Genomic DNA, 19,276 nt, shown 5'->3' with positions numbered 1-19,276 from the left:
CTATGGGGCAGTTAATTATAAGTGATAAGGATAAGTGCAATTTAAGCTATACCTGCGTGCGGGTGTGTCCGGCCAAGGCGATTAAAATAGCCGATAAGCATGCCCAGATTCTGGCAGAGCGATGCATAGGCTGTGGTCAGTGTGTGAGTATGTGTGCGCAGGGGGCTATTGAATATCGCCGCGAAGCACAGCTTGTTGAGGAACTCATCCAGGCAGAGGACAGGGTAGCAGCGGTCTGCGATCCGGCCATTTCCGGTGAGTTCACCGACATTGCTGATTACCGTAAGTTTGTAGCCATGATTCGTGCCATTGGTTTCGATCTGGTAACAGAAATGTCTTTTGCCGTCGATTTGGTGGCTTATCAGTATAAGCACCTGGTGGAAAATTTCCAGGGAAGGCATTATATCACCACCAAGTGTCCGGCTGTAGTGAATTACATTGAGAAACAAGAGCCCGAGCTGGTGGATAATCTGGCACCCATAGTGCCGCCCTACATTGCCATGGCTAAGGTTTTGCATAAACGCTATGGCGAGGCGGTAAAAGTGGTTTATATCACGGCCTGTACGGCTGCTAAAGATGAAGCTAAAAAGTTTTATGATACCGATGGTCATATTGATGGGGTTATTACTTTTACTGAGTTGCGGGAATTGTTCGCTCAAAAAGGTATTTCTGAAAATACCGTTGAGTTTAGTGAGTTTGACCCGCCACTAGGACGCAAAGGAGGATTGTTCCCCATATCGCACGGATTGTTTCAGGCTGTGGATATCAACCAGGGACTGCTGGAGGGCGACATTATCATCACCGAGGGGCGAACCAACTTTCTGCAGTCCATTAAGGAATTTAAATCGGAGAATCAGCTCAACCAGCATCTCGATCTATTCTATTGTAAGGGCTGTATTCAGGGACCCGGAACTTCGCAGGGCGGGAAGAAGTTTACCCGTCGTTCGCAGGTGATTAAGTATGTGAATAAGCGCATGAAAGCCCTCGATGCCTATCAGTGGCGCCTCGACATTGAGGAGTTTAAGTGCCTTGATCTGTCTCGCTCTTTTCGATCAAAGGATGTGCGCCTGCCGATTCCTACAAAGGCAGAAGTGGATGTGGTGCTGGCCGACATGGGAAAAACAAGGTTGGAGGATCAGTTGGGTTGTGGCGCCTGCGGTTATCCCAGCTGTCGCGATTTTGCAGTTGCCCACTTACAAGGCCTTACAGATTATGAGCAGTGCTATAGCTACTCCATTAAAAAGCTGCGAGCCTTTGTGAGCAAGCTGAATGCAGCCAATGAGAAGTACAAAAAGACGCAGGAAGCCCTGGTGAAGAGCGAGGAAAGGGCTCGGCAGGAGGAAGGATTGGCACGTGAGGCAGCAGAGACTACCACGGCCATGCTGAATAAGCTGCGTGCCGGCGTAGTCATTGTTGATAAGCACATGCATGTGTTGGAAGCCAATGAGCGCTTTGTGGAGATGCTGGGTGATGATGCCCGTGAGATTGCTGAGGTGGTGCCCGGATTGCATGGTGCCGAACTCAAAAGCCTGCTCAACTTTCATAAAGTGTTTGCTTCAGTTATGCAGTCGGGGCAGGATTTGCTCGATCGTGATATGGAGTATGGTAATTCCATCCTCAATGTGTCGGTTTTTACTATTAAACCCAAGGAAGTGGTGGGCGGTATCATTCGCGATTTAATAACACCCGAAGTGCGTAAGGAAGAGGTGATAAAACGAGCCCAGGATGTGATTAAGGAGAACTTGGAGACGGTGCAGCAGATTGCTTTTCTCTTGGGTGAGAGTGCTTCAAAAACAGAAAAGACACTGAATAGCATCATACAGGCCCAGCAATTAGGAGAACAACATGGATCAGGAACATAATTTTTTTATCGATGTTGAGTGTCGCCAGAATAATCATCAGGGTGAAACAATTTGTGGCGATGTATTTCTTTCCAAGCGTGTTAAGGAGGAAGGACGGCTTGTCGCTGTGCTGTCCGATGGCATGGGAAGTGGGGTAAAGGCCAATGTGCTGGCTACCCTGACGGCTTCCATGGCCATGAATTTTACCATTGAGCACCGGGCAGTGGCCCGTACGGCCGAGATTATCATGAATACGCTGCCGGTGTGCAGTGTTCGAAAGGTGAGCTACAGCACCTTTACCATTATTGATGTGGAAGATGATGGCACTACTACCATTGTTGAATATGATAATCCCCTTTGCTTGATTATGCGGGGACAGGAGGAGCTGGATCCCGGATGGGAGGATCTGGTGCTTCAGAGTGAAAAGAATAAGGGTAAAAAGCTGCGTCTTTGTAATTTTAAAGCTCAACTGGAGGATCGTATCTTCTTTTGGTCCGATGGTATTGTGCAATCCGGCATGGGCACGCGGGCTTTTCCCTTTGGCTGGGGACGCGATGCCCTGGGAGAGTTTGTGAGGAAGATCGTGAAGTACGGCCCCTTTGCCGCCTCGGGTAAGCTTGCTCAGAAAGTGATAAACATGGCGAAGTTACACGATGGCGATCATCCAAAAGATGATTCGTCGTGTGGCGTGATTTATTTTCGTGAACCCCGTAAGTTACTGCTTATTACCGGGCCGCCTTTTGACGATCACAACGATTTTGCTTTTGCCCTGAAGGTGCAGCAGTTTAAGGGCAAGAAGATAATAGCCGGAGGTACCACTGCCGAAGTAGTGGCACGTGAACTGGCCTTAAAGTTCGATGCTGGCATTGAGTCTGACGATCCCGAGCTGCCTCCCGCATCCTTTATGGAGGGCATTAGCCTGGTGACTGAAGGCATTTTGACTTTGGGTAAAGTTGCCCGTTTGCTGGAGCGCCATAATTCAAATACCCGCCTTGGCAATGGGCCGGCTGATCAAATTATAAAACTCTTGCTCGAGAGTGACCGCATCCATATCCTTAACGGTACGCGCATCAATGTGGCACATCAGGATCCCAACCTGCCCGTTGAACTGGAGATACGGCGAAGCGTGGTAAAGCGTGTGATTCGTTTTCTTGAAGAAAAGTTTCTTAAGGACGTTTCCATCGAATATATGTAAGTAAAGCTGATTTAAATCATAAAATTAAGATTTGTTATCAATTAACACTCAAATGTTAACAAACCTTTCAAATTGAAAGCGTCATTTTCTCTTATCTGCTGATCTGTTGGTACTTAATTTAGATTAGTTCTGTATTATTGAAAATCAACTTATGACCTTTTTTTTCTCGGTATATTAGTATTAGTTTGCTTATATAATCATGAAATATTTCTTTAATATTTCGCTAAGTAAACCAGCTAAGACTAACGAATATGGCGTCATCAATAAAGATACGAAAGATTGCAGAGCTGCTGGATGCTCGAATAATATGTGGCAATGATTTTATTGATAATGAGGTGGAACACGCGTTTGCCAGTGATTTGATGAGCGATGTATTAACACTCGAGTCGGACCATTTGGTGCTCATTACCGGGCTTACCAACATGCAGACTGTGCGTACCGCGGAGATGGCCGATATTGATTGCGTGGTGTTTGTTCGGGGAAAGAAGGTGACGCCCGATATGGTAGCGGTAGCCAATGAGAACAATATGGTGCTTATCGAGTGTCAGTACTCGATGTTTCGAACCATTGGTATGTTGCACGATGCAGGTGTATCGCCTGTTTATTGATTGAAAGCGTATGGAATTTAGCTACGAGGTAGAAGGGGGAAATTTTTCGAAAGCAGGCAATGCCGCCAGTAGTGTGAAAAAGGTGCTGAAACAGCTAAATGTGGATCCGAAGATAATTAAGCGAGTAGTGGTGGCACTGTACGAGGGTGAGGTAAATGTGGTAGCCCACGCTTATAAGGGAAAGGTGTTGGTGGATATTGATACGGCACGTATCAATATCCGCATTGAAGATGAAGGCCCCGGCATCCCCGATATTGATCTGGCCATGCAGGTGGGTTATTCAACGGCTTCGGCCATGGTACGTGAAATGGGGTTTGGAGCCGGTATGGGACTGCCTAATATGAAACGCAATGCCGATACCATTGAGATATCGAGTAAGGTAGGGGCAGGAACGATAGTGGAGTTAACGACAAAATTGTCAAGCTAGGAGGTGATTGCTATGAGCGAACAACAGTTTTATCATGCATTAAAGGTAGATGAAGATTTATGTTATGGTTGTACCCATTGCATGAATGTTTGTCCTACAGATGCCATCCGCATCCGCGATGGTGTTGCGTCGATACGAAAAAACTGGTGCGTTGATTGTGGTGAGTGCATGAAGGCGTGTCCGGTGGATGCCATTTATGTGGAACAGGACGACTTTGAGAAGATCTTTAATTTTAAATATCGGGTGGCCATTCTGCCCTCTGTGTTTATTGGTCAGTTTTCAAAGGTGATCCGCGAGTGCGAAATTATTGAAATATTGAAAGGCTTGGGCTTTACGCATGTGGTGCCGGCCGAAGCAACGGTTGATGTCATTAATGAAACCATGCTGGAGGAGCAGGATGGTGACCGCGACAAGCCCATGATCAGCGCCTTTTGCCCGTCCATCGTGAGGCTGATACAAGTGCGTTTTCCAGGCTTGGTGAATAACATTATGCCCATTAAGCCGCCCATCGATAGTTCTGCCATGTATTACCGTCATTTGTTGCAGGAAGAAGGTAAGTGTGCCGATGAGATAGGGGTTTTTTATGTGACGCCTTGTGCCTCTAAAATAGCAACGGTTAAAAGTCCGGTGGGCGATGACGTATCCAATGTGGATGGGGTTATTAACATGGATTTTCTCTATAATAAAGTATATCATGTGTTGAAAACGCGATCGCAAATGGGTGATAAATGCCGTGAAACAGTACCCTACCTGTCGCCCAAGGGCCTTAACTGGAGTCTAACCGGCGGTGAAGCTAATCACATGAAAGGACGCTGCCTGGCCATCGATGAAATTCATAATGTCATTTCTTTTCTTGAAAAGGTGGAGAATGATGAAATTATAAATGTTGATTTTCTGGAGCTCCGGGCTTGCGATCAGAGCTGTGCAGGTGGTGTACTGCTTACCGAAAATCGCTTTCTGACGGTGGAACGTATTAAGGATCGGGCCGATCGTATCAAACACTCGGGTAAGTATGTGCAAAATATATCATCAGTGCACAAGGATATGATAAAAGCCAGGGGGTATGTGGGTAAAGTAGAGCCGCGCTCGATGATGGTGCTGGACGAGGACATGGGCATAGCGCTTAAAAAGATGGAGCGGGTACGGCGCATGATGTGTTACCTGCCGGGCATTGACTGTGGTGCCTGTGGTGCCCCCAATTGCGAAAGTCTGGCCAAGGACATTGTGCGCAAAGAGGCCAATCTGTCTAACTGTGTGTTTTTGCAGCGCATGATGGAGAAGTCAAAGAAGCTGGATCCGCAGCACTCCATCCGGATCATAGAGAAAACCTGGGGTAAAGATCGACTGGATAAAAACTGTAAGAAAAAAGGAGCTAAGGATGAGTCCTCCATGTAGGGCCTCCTGATTACAATTAAATATTAGCACATGAAAGTTTGTGACATCATTGAAAAGCTAAACCTCAAAGTGATTGCCGGCGAAGAGGGGCTTCAGAATGAGGTGCGTGGCGGTTATACCTCTGACCTGTTAAGCGATGTAATGGGCAATGCCGATGAGGGCCAGGTGTGGATCACTTTGCAGACACACCGTAATGTGATGGCCGTGGCCTCTTTGAAGGAAGTGGCAGCAGTTATCATTGTCAAGGATTTGGAAGCTGATGAAAATACCATTAGTCAAAGTAACGATGAAGGTATCCCCTTGCTGAGCTCTTCAATGCAGGCCTTTGAATTATCCGGTGAGTTATATAAGCTGCTTGCCGAGAAGAAATAGACACAAGATATTCGTATCAAGATGATTTGAAAGCTTCAGATTGGCCACCTGCTGAAGGTCTTGATACCTAATGATAAAAAGAATGAAACGCTATAAAGCTGATCTTCACATACACACGGTCTTATCGCCCTGCGGCAGCCTGGATATGAGCCCTGTAAATATTGTGACAAAGGCTTTGGCGGCCGGCTTGGATATGATTGGTATTACCGACCATAACACCACCCGGCAGTGTGCTGAAGTGCATAGGGTGGGACAGCTCAAAGGTCTGTATGTGCTATGCGGTGCCGAGGTAACCACCAAGGAAGAAGTACATTGCTTAACGTTCTTTGAAAATTTTGAGAAACTTGCGGCTTTTCAGGTCTATCTGGATAAGTACTTGCCCAATATACCCAATGATGCTGAGCGTTTTGGTTATCAGGTATGGGTTAATGCCGAAGAGGAAATTGAAGGACAAGAGGAGCGTTTGCTCATTAGTGCCATCGATCAGTCTATCGATGAGGTGGAGCATACCGTGCGACAGCTCGAAGGCCTGTTTATTCCGGCACATATATTTCGCCCCAGCTTCAGCGTATATAGTCAGCTGGGTTTTATGCCTTTCGGTATAAAGCCCGACGCCATCGAAATAAGTGCTCGTTATGCCCTTAGCGAACCGTTGAATAATCATCCCGAGCTTAAGGCATATACCGTGCTGCATTCGTCGGACGCGCATTTCCCTGAGCAAATCGGCCATCATTATTCATTATTAGAGATGAGAGCGCCCGACTTTCAGGAGTTGAGAATGGCTCTACAGGGAACAAAAGGGCGCAAAGTAATAAGCGCTTAAGATGAAGGATCTGTCGATGCATATTATGGACATTGTCCAAAATTCGGTGAGAGCTCAGGCCGCCAACATCACACTAACGATTACTGTGGAGGCAAGCTGGCTGATCCTTAAAGTATGCGATGATGGCACGGGCATGGATGAGGCCACACTGACGCGTGTAAGCGATCCGTTTTATACATCGCGCAGCACACGTAAGGTGGGCATGGGGCTTCCATTAATTAAGCAAACGGCTGAACAAACGGGTGGCAGCCTCCAGCTGGAATCAGCCATTGGTAAGGGCACCAAAGTTACCGCACGCCTCGGACGCCGGCACATCGACCGACCGCCCATGGGCAATATTGCCGCTACAGCAGCCATGATGATAACCGGCAATGAGGGGGTTAATCTGGTGTTTGAAGTAAAACAGGATGATGCTGTTTTTTCCATCAGCACCCGAGAAGTAAAGGATGTGTTGGGCGATGTAGATATACGTCTGGCCAGCGTCACAAGTTTTTTAAAAGATATGATTAGAGAAAATCTGGAGGAATTAAATATAGAATTTGATTGAGGATCCGGGATGATGCTTTATAGAAAAGGATCAGAACTTAGATCTGAAAAAAAATAACTAAAAGAAAGTATAACTACTAATATCCAATCGCTATGTCAAAAGTTAAATCGCTGTCTGATTTGCGCAAGATGCGTGATGAATTGCAGGCCAAGGTGAGCTTGCGGGAGAAAAGCGACCACCCTGAGAAGATGGTTCAGGTGAAAGTGTCGATGGCTACCTGTGGTATTGCCTCGGGTGCTAAAGAAGTTATGAACCACTTGATTGAAGAGATGGATCATCGCGCCATCGATGCCGTTGTAACACAAACCGGCTGCATGGGTTACTGCCATGCCGAGCCCACCATCGAGGTAACGCTTCCGGGCAGTGCTCCCGTGGTGTTTGGTCATGTGGATAATAAAAAGGCCGATGAAATTATTGAAAAATATGTGATACGCGGCGAGCTGGTGGACGGCATCATCCCGGTGAATTATGAGACAGTAAAAGAGAATAAAAAAGAATAGTTTTTGTGCTATGGCTAAATATAAAAATCATATCCTTGTTTGTGGAGGCACCGGATGTCGTGCCTCACGTGGCGAAGAAATCGTTCGTAATCTGGATAAAGTTATTGAAGAAAACAGCCTGGAGCATGAAGTTCAGGTTGTAAGAACCGGCTGTTTTGGATTTTGCGAAAAAGGGCCGGTGGTAAAAATGGTGCCCGACAATACATTTTACGTGCACGTAACACCCGAAGATGCCAGCGAAATAGTGGCCGAGCACCTGATTAAAGGGCGTAAGGTGCAACGCCTGTTATATACCGATCCGGAAACACATGAGCGTGTGTCGGAGTCGAAAGACATGGGATTCTACAAAAAGCAAATTCGCATTGCCCTGCGTAACTGCGGTTTTATTAACCCTGAAAATATTGATGAGTACATTGCCCGTGATGGCTATGCTGCCTTGGGTAAGGTATTAACCGAGATGCGTCCTGAAGAAGCCATCAAAGTCATTACGGATTCAGGTCTGCGGGGCCGCGGTGGTGGTGGTTTCCCCACCGGACTGAAATGGGACATTACCCGTAAGGTAGAAGCCACGCAAAAATATGTGGTGTGTAACGCCGATGAGGGCGATCCCGGTGCTTTCATGGATCGTTCCATATTGGAAGGCGATCCTCATTCGGTGCTCGAAGCTATGGCCATCAATGGCTATTGCACGGGCGCCAATAAAGGACTGATATACATTCGGGCTGAATATCCTCTGGCCATATCACGATTGAAGATTGCCATCGGTCAGGCGCGTGAATACGGATTGCTGGGTAAGGATATTTTTGGTACTGGCTTTGACTTTGATGTGGAGCTGCGCTATGGTGCCGGTGCTTTTGTTTGTGGTGAGGAAACATCGCTGATTCATTCCATGGAAGGGTTGAGAGGTGAACCTACTGTGAAGCCGCCATTCCCCTCGGAGAGCGGATACAAAGGTATGCCAACCAACGTTAACAATGTGGAGACTTATGCCAACATTCCGGTTATTTTACAGGAAGGTGCAGAATGGTTCAGCAGCATTGGTACCGACAAAAGCAAGGGTACCAAGGTGTTTGCCCTGGCCGGTAAGGTCAATAACGTAGGCCTGATTGAAGTGCCCATGGGAACCACCCTGCGCGAGGTTATCTTCGATATTGGCGGTGGTATTAAGGATGGTAAGAAATTTAAGGCGGTGCAAACCGGTGGCCCCTCAGGTGGATGCCTCACCGACAAGCACCTGGATATACCCATCGATTACGATAACCTGCTTGCCTGTGGCTCCATGATGGGCTCAGGCGGTATGATTGTGATGGATGAGGATGATTGTATGGTGTCTGTGGCTAAATTTTACCTTGACTTTACGGTGGAGGAATCTTGCGGTAAATGTGCCCCTTGTCGCATCGGTAACAAGCGTTTGTATGAGATGCTGGAAAAACTAACTGAAGGCAAAGGTACCGAGCAGGACCTGGTGTTATTGCGTAACCTGAGTAATGTTATCAAGGATACATCGTTGTGTGGCCTTGGGCAAACATCGCCCAACCCTGTGCTGTCAACCATGGAGAATTTTATGGATGAGTATGAGGCGCACGTACACGAAGGAAAGTGTCCGGCGGGTCAGTGTAAATCGCTGATGCAGTACGTAATCGATGCTGAAAAGTGTATCGGCTGTACCCTGTGTTCACGTGTTTGTCCGGTGGATGCCATTACCGGTGATAAGAAGGAAGCGCATGTCATCAGTCAGGCCATCTGTATTAAGTGCGGAGCCTGTTATGAAAAATGTAAGTTTGGCGCCATCAGCATTCAGTAAACCGGCAAGTTTATAACCCATTAAAGCGTAAAAGAATGGAAATCGTTCAATTAACCATAGATAATAAAAAGGTAGTTGTTGAGAAAGGCACTACCATATTGGAGGCAGCTAAAAACATCGGGGTGGATATACCCACTTTGTGTTATATGAAGCTGGATGATATGAACTTTGAGAACAAGCCCGGTGGATGCCGGGTGTGTGTGGTGGAGGTGGAAGGACGTCGTAATCTGGCACCGGCCTGTAAAACAGAGTGTACCGAAGGTATGCAGATAAATACCCACTCGGTGCGTGTTGTCAATGCCCGCCGTACAGTCATGGAGTTAATCCTGTCTGATCATCCCTTCGACTGTTTGGTGTGTGCCAAGTCGGGCGATTGCGACTTGCAGTCGCTGGCCCAGAAGCTGGGTATCCGTGAGGTACGCTATCAGGGTGAGAAAAATACTTACAAGAGTGACGAGTCACCGGCCATCGTGCGCGAAATGGAGAAGTGCATCATGTGTCGTCGTTGTGAAACGGCCTGTAACGAAGTACAGACGGTGGGTGTGCTCTCAGCCATTAACCGCGGATTTGAGTCGGTGGTGGCACCGGCCTTTGAGATGGATCTGGATCACTCGGCCTGTACTTTCTGTGGTCAGTGTGTGGCGGTATGCCCCACGGGTGCCTTAACACAGCGTGACAGCTCGGCGAAGGTGATGGATGCCATTGTGGATCCCACTAAGACAGTGATTGTGCAAACAGCGCCTGCCGTACGTGCTGCTTTGGGCGAGGAGTTTGGCATGGAAGCGGGTACCTTGGTAACCGGAAAAATGGTGTCGGCATTGCGCAAGCTGGGCTTTGACCATGTTTTTGACACTGATTTTGCGGCTGACCTCACCATAATGGAAGAAAGCACTGAGCTGTTAGGGCGCTTGAATGCTCATCTGAACGGGGATAAGGATGTGAAGCTGCCCATTTTAACCTCCTGCTGTCCCGGATGGGTCAATTTCTTTGAGCATCAGTTCCCCGATATGATTGATATTCCGTCCACTGCCAAGTCGCCACAGCAGATGTTTGGCGCCATTGCCAAAACGTATTTTGCCGATCAGCTGAAGAAGGAGCGTAAAGATGTGGTAGTGGTGTCGGTAATGCCTTGCCTGGCCAAGAAATATGAGTGCTCGCGCGATGAGTTTAAAGTAGATGGCGACCCCGATGTTAACCTGTCCATCTCTACCCGTGAGCTGGCGCAGATGATACGCAATGCCAACCTCAATTTTGAAGCCCTGGAAGAGGATGATTTCGATCAGCCCATGGGTGAGTCAACCGGTGCGGCTGTTATCTTCGGAACTACCGGAGGTGTTATTGAGGCGGCTGTGCGGACGGCTTATGAGGTGCAAACCAAAAAGCCCCTGCCCAAAGTTGATTTTGAAGAGTTGCGTGGCTTCGAGGGTATTCGTTCGGCCACCATCGATTTCGACGGCCTGCCCATTAATATTGGTATTGCCCACGGCTTGGGTAATGCGCGCAAGTTACTGGAGGATATTAGAGCCGGCAAGTCGCAGTTTCATGCCATTGAAATAATGGCGTGCCCGGGCGGTTGCATCGGTGGAGGTGGTCAGCCTTATCACCATGGCGATGTGGAAATATTAAAGAAGCGTCAGCGTGCCATCTATGAAGAAGATCGGGGCAAGGTGCTGCGTAAGTCGCACGAAAACCCTTTTATCGCCAAATTGTATGAGGAGTTTTTAGGCGAGCCTTGTGGTCATAAATCGCACGAGCTATTGCACACGCATTATTACGATAAGAAAAAGAAGGTTGAAATTTAATCGTAATACACAGTACTAAGTACCGGGTAGTGAGATAGTTTTTATCTCATTACTCGTATTCATATCTGACGAATAAAAAAAAGTAAAAATGGCAAATATAAAATTACCCGCCGCTAAGGTGGAAGAGTTAAAAGGTGTCTGCAAGCGACTTGGCAATGAAGGTGGTGAGCTGATCAACGCCTTGCATGCAGCCCAGGAGTTATTTGGCTATCTGCCGGCTGAGGTGCAGGAGCTGGTAGCCAGCGAAATGAATGTGTCGGTGGCCCATGTTTATGGTGTGGTTACCTTCTATTCTTTCTTCTCCATGATACCCAAAGGCGAGCACCCCATTTCTATATGTATGGGTACGGCTTGTTATGTGCGTGGCGCTGAGAAAGTACTGGATGAGTTTAAGCGTCACCTGAATGTCAAAGTGGGCGAGACAACACAAGATGGTAAATTCTCAATCAGCTGCCTGCGTTGCGTGGGTGCCTGTGGTTTGGCGCCAGTTGTTACTGTGGGCGAAAAAGTATATGGCCGTGTGGCTGCCGAAGATGTGAAGGGTATTTTGGAAGAATACCGATAAAAAAGCTGTTTCAAAATAGAGGGGGAGATCTGAAATAGAATTTCCTCACTATGCCTGCTAAAAAAGACGCAAAGTGCACTAGTCATCACTTTGCGTCTTTTGGGCTTTTCTTGCTTCGCGAGAAGTTGTGGCATTTTTGACTTCCCTGCTGCTAGTCTTTTAATCAAATCTAACCAAATCATCATACTATGTTAAAGAAAATACTTCCTCTAATGCTCCTTTTTCTGGCGCATTTAATTTTGGCCCAAACAAGCGATGATCCATTTCGAAAAGCCTCTCTTTTTGTAGATCAATGTGGAAAGATTAGTGATAACTATATCGACCCTGATTATTCACCCCTTGATCCAATTGAAATGACTTTCAGTGTTGGAACTTCCTTTTTGCCGGGTAAGATATATCTGAAGGATGGAAAAATCTTAAACGGACTGGTGAAGTATTCAATGAATGGTAGAAAATTAGTTTACAAGCCCAGGAAGTCAGATATAGGAGGAAACAAGCGCTTGAAAGCGGAAGATTGTTTAGGTTTTACTATTCAGCAGGATACATTTACCGTAATTCAAAACTTCGATGTGATAAAAAAGCGCGGGGAGTTTTCGATGAATGATAATATAAAGTTAATCAGCTTTAAAAAGCCGGAGTTTGCTGAAGTGCTGGGAGAAGAGAATGATTGTAGTATCTGTAAGTTTGTTGATATAAAAAGTAATGGTCAGCAGGTAAATATTTATTACCTGTTGCACAAGCCAAATGATAATATTATTAAGGATGTATCTGATAATAATCCTGAGTGGAAAAAGGATATTAGCCCCTTGTATAGTTCTACAAATCGGATAAATAAACCGGAAGATGCCGAAATTCGTGAGTATTTTCGTAAAAGGAGCTTTGAGGATAAGCGTAAGGCAGGACATCCTCTATTATTTACCCACTATATGGTAGAAACAGAGGATAAGGATGCTGCAAAGTACCGGGCGAATATCGGTCGAAAGATGTATTGGCAGCTCTCATTTAGTAGCATGGAGGGCCTTTCGGTAATGGAGCATTGCTATAAAAATATTCTTCCTTATGAGAAAAGCGAGACCAGTACCTATTATTTTCCCAACGGAAATGTGAGGAAAATAGTTGTTAACGAGGAGGGAAGGGAGATTGCAGAACGGCGTTTTTATTCAAATGGGAATTTACATTATGACATTGTGCAACAGGTTGCAGAAAAGAAACAATCGGTTATTGATTGGTATAAAAAATGGATTAGTAAGGATGATGATGAGTGGAGTAAAGCTGAATTGGCAGGTGCAATTCGTCGTAATTTTTCTCAACCGGAAGATGATAAAGAAATGACCACCTATTATTTAACTGTATGCGACAGTCTGGGCAATAATCTGCTTGATGATAACGGAAATGGAGAAGAGACGATCTATGATGAGGTGAGGAAACGTAAATGTTATTTAAAATTCAGAGCTTATCAGTTGAAAGAAGTTTTCTATCGTAATAATGATGGGGGTAAGGTTTATCAATATTGCGATCGGCCTTTAAAAATTAATGGATTCAACGATTTTAACCTGAAACAGCAAATATTATCAATGGATTGGAAGAGCTTCCCGCAGGGAACTGTTTTAGCACGTTTTGTAGTAGATGAAGAAGGACAACTGAAGGAACTTAATGCATTAAATGCGATTGATACAAAATTGGATGCTGTAATTAATGGTTTTCTGCATATCAATAAAAGCTCATTTAGTTACCGTATTGCCAAGCACAATGAAACCAAGGTGATGGCAGAAGTAATTGTTCCAATCTATATCGGAGTAAGTGGTTATGGCCCTACACCTTCGGCTAACAATGGTATGTGGATGATGCAACAACAGCAGATGCAAATGATGCAGATGAATAGCTTTCGTGCACCAGTTGGCTTTTAATCAATTTCATTTGTAATCAGGTTACCATGCACTCGTTTTTACATCGTTTTGAGTATTAGTGACTGACAATTGAAATTCGTGTGTTTTTTGGCAGAAAATATGAGTAAGCTGCCAATGATCCTGATAATCAAGTCATGATGCCTTGTGCTTTTCTGGCTTGTCCAGTGTAAGTAAATCTATGTTATGGTTAAAATGGCTGTAGATTATATGAGAATATTCAGGAAATAATTTGGGTAATATATTGCCTGAATTAGCCTAAAAGCGCTAATTTTGATTGACCGATGTGCTGTATAGTAACATCCGATAAACGCAATGCCCATGTCAATAATCTATCACACACAGCAATATAAATTGGCCGATAAAGCCATGGAGAATTTTATCGATGCCGATGAGATTCATGAGATTCTGCACAGCCATCAGCAGCCAACTATGGAGCAGGTGAATGAGGTGATTGCCCGTTCGCTTACTAAGAACCGCCTGAGTTTGGCTGAGACAGCTATTTTGGTTAATGCCAATGAGCCAGAAATGGTGGAGGCAATCAAAACGGCGGCTAAGCAATTAAAAGAGCAGGTGTATGGGAAGCGCATTGTGTTATTTGCGCCTTTGTATATCGGTAATCTGTGTATTAACGACTGTGCTTATTGTGGCTTTCGCAGTAGCAATAAAAAGCAGGAACGCATTACCCTGGGCAAGCAGGATATTATTAATCAGGTAACGGCGCTTGAAGATGCTGGCCATAAGCGCTTGATTCTGGTTTATGGCGAACACCCGCGCTACGATGCCCGCTTTATTGCCGATACGGTGAAGATGGTGTATGGTGTGAAGAGTGGCAATGGCGAGATTCGCCGTGTGAATATCAATGCGGCACCGCTGGATGTGGAAGGCTTTAAAATAGTGAAAGAAGCCGGTATTGGTACCTATCAAATCTTTCAGGAGACCTATCATCGGCCTACCTACGAAAAGGTGCACCTGAAGGGAACGAAAAAACATTTCGACTGGCGCCTGGCAAGTCTCGATCGTGCGCAGGAAGCCGGTATCGATGATGTGGGTATCGGTGCCTTGTTTGGACTTTACGACTGGCGTTTTGAAGTATTGGGGCTACTGCGTCATGTCAATCACTTTGAGGCGGTTTATAATGTGGGGCCGCACACCATTTCATTTCCGCGTATACAGTCAGCCTCCGGTTTTGAGGTGGATAAACAATATGCCGTTAGCGATGCTGATTTTACCAAGCTGGTAGCTGTGTTGCGTTTGGCTGTGCCCTATACCGGACTTATATTAACAGCACGCGAGCCCGGCTCTATACGCGATGAGATATTGCAGTATGGAGTGTCGCAGATTGATGGCGGTACCAATATTGAGATGAAGGGCTATACCAGCCATAAGGAGCAACAGAACCTGGATCACGAGCAGTTTGAGATATGTGATAACCGCACTTTAAACGAGGTGATGGAAGAGCTGGTGGAAGATGGTTATATCCCATCGTTTTGTACCGCCTGCTACCGCCTGAAGCGCACCGGCGAACATTTTATGGAGTTTTCGGTACCCGGATTTATCAAACGCTTCTGTCAGCCCAACGCCTTGCTTACACTGGCCGAGTATCTTGAGGATTATGCGCCCCCGGCAACCAAAGAAAAGGGATATAAGCTGATTGAGGATAGCTTACGCGACTATGATGACGAACGTTTTAAGAGCAAGCTGAACGAGCGCCTTGAACGCATCAAGGCCGGCGAGCGCGACCTGTATTTTTAAAAACTAAGACTAATCATAGGAAAGAACCTGCTGATTTTTCAACCAGCAGGTCTTTTTTTTGAATAAATCACAATAAGGGATAAAAACATCCTTAAGTGCGTAAAGTGTAAAAATAATGAATACATTCGTGCAGTTATTAATTAATGAGATACATACGAATATTTTTAGGTCTTGGCTAGAATAGGCATATTGCTAAAAGCGAATCGGTGTATTTCTATAAGAAGTGTCCATGCAAGAATCAGAAAAGTTAGAATTTGAAAAGGCGCAGCCCAGTAAGCAATTTGATCAGCTTATCACTGCATTAAAGGAGAAAATGAAAAGCGTGTATCACCAGCGCAGCGATATTGAGCAGTGGAGCGCCAACAGAGGTATGCCGCCGTTTGTGATGCGCGAAATCATGTCGGTTAATCCTTTTTCAGCCATTATACCTACCGAATATGGAGGTCTTGGTGGCGATGCGCGTGAGAGTATTGCCTTAATGGCTGCAGCCTCTTACGAGTCCCTGGCACTTTCGCTCACCTTTGGTATTAATATGGCTCTTTTTTTACAACCAGTAATTAAAGCAGGGCAGACAGAAAGTAAAAAAGAGGTGCTCAAGCGCTTTGTGCAACAGCAAAACATGGGGGGACTCATGATTACCGAGCCCGATTTTGGCAGTGATGCCTTAAACATGCGCACTGCCTACACCGAGAACGAGGAAGGTGCCCATTTAAAAGGCACTAAACATTGGGCCGGCTTAACGGGCTGGGCAGATTTTTGGTTGTTAACAGCACGGAAGGATACAGGTAATAATCGTTTGGCGCGCGATCTGGATTTTTTTATATGCGATGTTACTCAGCCCAAGCAGGGTATTGTGGTAGAAGAGCTGTTCAACAACCTTGGTTTGTATCAAATACCCTATGGTCGTAATAAGATTGATGTTCATATTCCGGCAGTACAGAAGTTGGTGCCCGAGCAATCTGGCGTTAAGTTTATGCTCGACCTCTTGCATCGCAGCCGTATGTCTTTTCCGGGTATGGCCATTGGCTTTATTCAACGTATGCTCGATGAAGCCATACAGCATTGTAATCTGCGTTTTGTTGGAGGGAAATCGTTGTTAGCCTACGATCAGGTGCAGCATCGCATTAGTCAGCTGCAAGCCTATTTTACCACTGTGTCAGCATTTTGTGCGAATAGTAGCGAAAAAGCCGGTTTGTCAAACGATTTGTCAATGATGGGTATTGAAGCCAATGCAGTTAAGGCATTATCTACTGATATGATGCAAGGTGCCTCACAAAGTTTACTACAGCTAGTAGGAGCGAAGGGTTACACGCTGAATCATATTGCAGGGCGAAGTATCGTTGATAGTCGGCCTTTTCAGATATTCGAAGGTTCTAATGACATGTTATACTCCCAAATAGCAGAGAGTGTACTTAAAATAATGCGTAAACTTAAGATGCGCAATTTATTTAGGTTTATAAAAGATTATCAACTAACGCAGGGTGCAGCACAGCTGGTAAAAGATTTACTTAACTTTGATTTGAATGTAAATATGCCGCAGCGTAAGCTGGTGGAAATGGGGCAGATTTTTAGCCATCTGATTGCAATGAATCAAGTGCTGGCCTTAAGAAATAAAGGGTTTGCGAGTGACCTGACTAAGGGGGCTATAGATCATTTAAAGCAGGATGTACAACGACTTTTAAGTTCTTTTTCGGCGCAGAATATCAGTCAGGTCATTGTTGATTATAACAGCAGCGCTTCCTGGTTGGCGCTTACTTAGGGCCCTTTAGCCCTTCATAGTTAGGCGCGTTAGGACGAGCCTGTATGAAAATTTTTCAGTACATCGTGTCCTGACATATTGCAGAAAGCAAGCCTGCACAGCAGCGCTTTGTCTGGGTCATTAAAAATAAGGGGCGTAAACTTTTCGTTACGCCCCTACCTATGTCTGATGCTATTTGCTTATATCACTAGTGGCATAGCATAATGCCAGCACGTGGATTATTTGTAATTTTCTAATTACGGCGTTTCCAGAGTGTTTTTTGGAAGATGATACCATAATAGGCATCATTTGAATCACTCATACGACAGTATTCCATTCCCAACTGAATGCCACCATAGGCTTTAATATTGTAATAGGCATCTACCCAATATGAATTATTGTTATAGCCTATGGCACCAAAGTTCGAAGTGGTTCCCAGAGCAAAATCAAAGCGACCGCCATAGGAATAGTACAAGCCATTTACCAGGGCGCTGTTGTCCCCGGTTTCTACATCATGATTGTAGGTGAAATAAGGTAAAAGTACCTGCTTGTTTAAACGTACTTCGTAACCGTAGCCTAGTCCAATTCCAAAATATTGGCCTTCAAAACGCTCATGTGCCAATCGTAAGTTAAAATTATGGCGGGCATCTTTTAAGGCTGTTAACCAAAAGCTGGCTTCCATATCGGTGTAGCCAACTGTGTTATACAATTGCATGCTAAATGCGTGTATTTGACTTGATGTGTGGGGGTTAGGTGTTTGACTTTTGGCCTTTTGTAGTTGTAACCCTGATAGGGTAATGCTGCATAATAAAATTAAAATCAGTTTTTTCATCTTTCTTCACTGACACCAGATGGTGCTCCTCTTTTCCGTGTTAAACTAAATGGTAATTTTGAATTTTACTCTTTATTCGTTAATAAAGAATTCTGAAGTATTTACAGTATTTTTATTTGATTGTCCTCAATACTAATTAATCGTTGCTTATAAAGGGTGCCAATGGCTTTTTTAAAGTTTTTCTTACTGGTGCCAAACATTTTGTAAATGACCTCGGCCGGGCTCTTATCCGAAACGGCTAACGCACCGCCCTTGGCATTCAGCTTGTCCAGTATTTCGGCAGCGAGGCCGCCAATTTTTTCATAGCCGGGTTTTTCAAGGGTGATATCCAGTTTGTCATCTTCCCTTACTTTTTTGATGTACCCTTTGCACTTGTCGCCAATCTTGATAGGTTTAAATAGCTCATTATGATAGAGTAATCCTGTGTGCAGATTATTCACCGATACCTTATAGCCCATATCGGTTTTGTCAATTACCATCAACTCCACCTCCTGGCCTTCTTCGTATTCAGGCATCAGGTTGTCCAGCACCGAGTTGAGTTTGGAGGTAGCCACTATGCGTCGGCTCTCATCATCAAGGTAAACATACACCACATAACTTTGGCCTTCTTTCATGCGTTCAGCCTGTTCGCGGTAGGGCACAAGCAAATCCTTCATCAGTCCCCAATCCAAAAAGGCACCGGTCTTATTCACCGATACTACTTTCAAGTAGGCAAACTCACCGATGGTGGCATACGGTTCTTCCGTGGTAGCGATTACACGATCTTCCGAATCCAGATAGATAAATACCTCCAGCTCATCATCGGGCTTTAGCCCGGGGGGCACGTACCGGATGGGCAGTAATATCTCACCCAGCTCACCGCCGTCGAGATAAATACCAAATTCTACTTCTTTTACGACTCTGAGTGTATTGTATTTACCAATCATATCTTTCTTAAATAGGACGCAAAGATAATTAAAGAATACAGCTTAAAAACTTTCTGTGGGATATGATGGCACTTTTTCTTAAAAATTAAGAATTTAATATACTTAAATAAGTTTTTCTTCCTATCTTAATAAAAATATCGTGATATCTGTAAATACTTCAATCTTATTGATCAGTTTATCAGTTAGATAAAAACAATTTAAACATCTACACATATAGAATGTTGTATATGTAGAAAATTAGA

Annotated in this window: 17 protein-coding genes; 15 read left to right on the top strand and 2 right to left on the bottom strand. The window is 45.1% G+C overall.

Translation table 11 applies throughout. From position 1 onward, the window contains the following. Positions 1-2 precede the first annotated feature (2 nt). The 15 genes from ACRD7A_RS07395 to ACRD7A_RS07325 all read left to right on the top strand — a co-directional run bounded on the left by ACRD7A_RS07395 (position 3) and on the right by ACRD7A_RS07325 (position 17,297). Entirely contained in the window at positions 3-1,862 is a 1,860-nt protein-coding gene (locus ACRD7A_RS07395; protein WP_430810496.1) for a [Fe-Fe] hydrogenase large subunit C-terminal domain-containing protein, read from the top strand. Beyond that, positions 1,846-3,036, top strand: coding sequence for a SpoIIE family protein phosphatase (locus ACRD7A_RS07390; protein ID WP_430810495.1), 1,191 nt, complete (start codon positions 1,846-1,848; stop codon positions 3,034-3,036). The genes ACRD7A_RS07395 and ACRD7A_RS07390 overlap by 17 nt, the downstream gene beginning before the upstream one ends. A gap of 251 nt (positions 3,037-3,287) precedes the next feature. Beyond that, positions 3,288-3,644 carry a DRTGG domain-containing protein gene (locus ACRD7A_RS07385; protein ID WP_430810494.1) on the top strand — a complete coding sequence of 119 codons (357 nt, stop codon included), beginning with the start codon at positions 3,288-3,290 and terminating at the stop codon, positions 3,642-3,644. A 10-nt stretch (positions 3,645-3,654) separates the two neighbouring features. Next, positions 3,655-4,071, top strand: coding sequence for an ATP-binding protein (locus tag ACRD7A_RS07380; protein ID WP_430810493.1), 417 nt, complete (start codon positions 3,655-3,657; stop codon positions 4,069-4,071). 12 nt (positions 4,072-4,083) lie between these two features. Beyond that, a complete protein-coding gene (locus ACRD7A_RS07375) occupies positions 4,084-5,466 on the top strand; it encodes a [Fe-Fe] hydrogenase large subunit C-terminal domain-containing protein (RefSeq protein ID WP_430810492.1) in 1,383 nt (460 codons plus the stop codon). Positions 5,467-5,496: 30 nt separating this feature from the next. Beyond that, positions 5,497-5,838 carry a serine kinase gene (locus ACRD7A_RS07370; RefSeq protein WP_430810491.1) on the top strand — a complete coding sequence of 114 codons (342 nt, stop codon included), beginning with the start codon at positions 5,497-5,499 and terminating at the stop codon, positions 5,836-5,838. Positions 5,839-5,920: 82 nt separating this feature from the next. Then, positions 5,921-6,661: a PHP domain-containing protein gene (locus tag ACRD7A_RS07365; protein WP_430810490.1), complete on the top strand. Its 741-nt coding sequence runs from the start codon at positions 5,921-5,923 to the stop codon at positions 6,659-6,661. Position 6,662: 1 nt separating this feature from the next. Continuing rightward, positions 6,663-7,208: a sensor histidine kinase gene (locus ACRD7A_RS07360; protein ID WP_430810489.1), complete on the top strand. Its 546-nt coding sequence runs from the start codon at positions 6,663-6,665 to the stop codon at positions 7,206-7,208. A 92-nt stretch (positions 7,209-7,300) separates the two neighbouring features. Beyond that, on the top strand, positions 7,301-7,708 hold the full coding sequence (locus ACRD7A_RS07355) for a (2Fe-2S) ferredoxin domain-containing protein (RefSeq protein WP_430810488.1): 408 nt from the start codon (positions 7,301-7,303) through the stop codon (positions 7,706-7,708). A gap of 10 nt (positions 7,709-7,718) precedes the next feature. Beyond that, positions 7,719-9,512 carry an NADH-ubiquinone oxidoreductase-F iron-sulfur binding region domain-containing protein gene (locus tag ACRD7A_RS07350; protein WP_430810487.1) on the top strand — a complete coding sequence of 598 codons (1,794 nt, stop codon included), beginning with the start codon at positions 7,719-7,721 and terminating at the stop codon, positions 9,510-9,512. A gap of 35 nt (positions 9,513-9,547) precedes the next feature. Next, a complete protein-coding gene (locus tag ACRD7A_RS07345) occupies positions 9,548-11,314 on the top strand; it encodes an NADH-dependent [FeFe] hydrogenase, group A6 (RefSeq protein WP_430810486.1) in 1,767 nt (588 codons plus the stop codon). 88 nt (positions 11,315-11,402) lie between these two features. Further along, positions 11,403-11,879: an NADH-quinone oxidoreductase subunit NuoE family protein gene (locus tag ACRD7A_RS07340; RefSeq protein WP_430810485.1), complete on the top strand. Its 477-nt coding sequence runs from the start codon at positions 11,403-11,405 to the stop codon at positions 11,877-11,879. A gap of 188 nt (positions 11,880-12,067) precedes the next feature. Further along, positions 12,068-13,786, top strand: a complete 1,719-nt coding sequence (locus ACRD7A_RS07335) for a hypothetical protein (protein ID WP_430810484.1) — start codon at positions 12,068-12,070, stop codon at positions 13,784-13,786. 318 nt (positions 13,787-14,104) lie between these two features. Next, complete coding sequence (hydG, locus tag ACRD7A_RS07330) at positions 14,105-15,538, top strand: [FeFe] hydrogenase H-cluster radical SAM maturase HydG (RefSeq protein ID WP_430810483.1); 1,434 nt, start codon at positions 14,105-14,107, stop codon at positions 15,536-15,538. A 229-nt stretch (positions 15,539-15,767) separates the two neighbouring features. After that, positions 15,768-17,297: an acyl-CoA dehydrogenase family protein gene (locus ACRD7A_RS07325; protein WP_430810482.1), complete on the top strand. Its 1,530-nt coding sequence runs from the start codon at positions 15,768-15,770 to the stop codon at positions 17,295-17,297. A gap of 232 nt (positions 17,298-17,529) precedes the next feature. Here ACRD7A_RS07325 and ACRD7A_RS07320 read toward each other — a convergent pair whose 3' ends face one another. Further along, entirely contained in the window at positions 17,530-17,991 is a 462-nt protein-coding gene (locus tag ACRD7A_RS07320) for a hypothetical protein (protein WP_430810481.1), read from the bottom strand. Between the two features lie 218 nt (positions 17,992-18,209). Further along, positions 18,210-19,034: a CvfB family protein gene (locus ACRD7A_RS07315; RefSeq protein WP_430810480.1), complete on the bottom strand. Its 825-nt coding sequence runs from the start codon at positions 19,032-19,034 to the stop codon at positions 18,210-18,212. Positions 19,035-19,276 lie beyond the last annotated feature (242 nt).

The organism is Carboxylicivirga longa, from assembly GCF_050589825.1.
In the GTDB taxonomy this organism is placed as follows: domain Bacteria; phylum Bacteroidota; class Bacteroidia; order Bacteroidales; family Marinilabiliaceae; genus Carboxylicivirga; species Carboxylicivirga longa.
The sequence above is the reverse complement of the archived record's forward strand: the minus strand, read 5'-3'. Positions and strand labels throughout refer to the sequence as shown.

What these genes read in the sequence shown, in the direction of transcription:
- ACRD7A_RS07395 (WP_430810496.1), top strand. Translation starts at nt 3, where the DNA reads ATGGGGCAGTTAATTATAAGTGATAAGGATAAGTGCAATTTAAGCTAT.
- ACRD7A_RS07390 (WP_430810495.1), top strand. Translation starts at nt 1,846, where the DNA reads ATGGATCAGGAACATAATTTTTTTATCGATGTTGAGTGTCGCCAGAAT.
- ACRD7A_RS07385 (WP_430810494.1), top strand. Translation starts at nt 3,288, where the DNA reads ATGGCGTCATCAATAAAGATACGAAAGATTGCAGAGCTGCTGGATGCT.
- ACRD7A_RS07380 (WP_430810493.1), top strand. Translation starts at nt 3,655, where the DNA reads ATGGAATTTAGCTACGAGGTAGAAGGGGGAAATTTTTCGAAAGCAGGC.
- ACRD7A_RS07375 (WP_430810492.1), top strand. Translation starts at nt 4,084, where the DNA reads ATGAGCGAACAACAGTTTTATCATGCATTAAAGGTAGATGAAGATTTA.
- ACRD7A_RS07370 (WP_430810491.1), top strand. Translation starts at nt 5,497, where the DNA reads ATGAAAGTTTGTGACATCATTGAAAAGCTAAACCTCAAAGTGATTGCC.
- ACRD7A_RS07365 (WP_430810490.1), top strand. Translation starts at nt 5,921, where the DNA reads ATGAAACGCTATAAAGCTGATCTTCACATACACACGGTCTTATCGCCC.
- ACRD7A_RS07360 (WP_430810489.1), top strand. Translation starts at nt 6,663, where the DNA reads ATGAAGGATCTGTCGATGCATATTATGGACATTGTCCAAAATTCGGTG.
- ACRD7A_RS07355 (WP_430810488.1), top strand. Translation starts at nt 7,301, where the DNA reads ATGTCAAAAGTTAAATCGCTGTCTGATTTGCGCAAGATGCGTGATGAA.
- ACRD7A_RS07350 (WP_430810487.1), top strand. Translation starts at nt 7,719, where the DNA reads ATGGCTAAATATAAAAATCATATCCTTGTTTGTGGAGGCACCGGATGT.
- ACRD7A_RS07345 (WP_430810486.1), top strand. Translation starts at nt 9,548, where the DNA reads ATGGAAATCGTTCAATTAACCATAGATAATAAAAAGGTAGTTGTTGAG.
- ACRD7A_RS07340 (WP_430810485.1), top strand. Translation starts at nt 11,403, where the DNA reads ATGGCAAATATAAAATTACCCGCCGCTAAGGTGGAAGAGTTAAAAGGT.
- ACRD7A_RS07335 (WP_430810484.1), top strand. Translation starts at nt 12,068, where the DNA reads ATGTTAAAGAAAATACTTCCTCTAATGCTCCTTTTTCTGGCGCATTTA.
- hydG (WP_430810483.1), top strand. Translation starts at nt 14,105, where the DNA reads ATGTCAATAATCTATCACACACAGCAATATAAATTGGCCGATAAAGCC.
- ACRD7A_RS07325 (WP_430810482.1), top strand. Translation starts at nt 15,768, where the DNA reads ATGCAAGAATCAGAAAAGTTAGAATTTGAAAAGGCGCAGCCCAGTAAG.
- ACRD7A_RS07320 (WP_430810481.1), bottom strand. Translation starts at nt 17,991, where the DNA reads ATGCAATTGTATAACACAGTTGGCTACACCGATATGGAAGCCAGCTTT.
- ACRD7A_RS07315 (WP_430810480.1), bottom strand. Translation starts at nt 19,034, where the DNA reads ATGATTGGTAAATACAATACACTCAGAGTCGTAAAAGAAGTAGAATTT.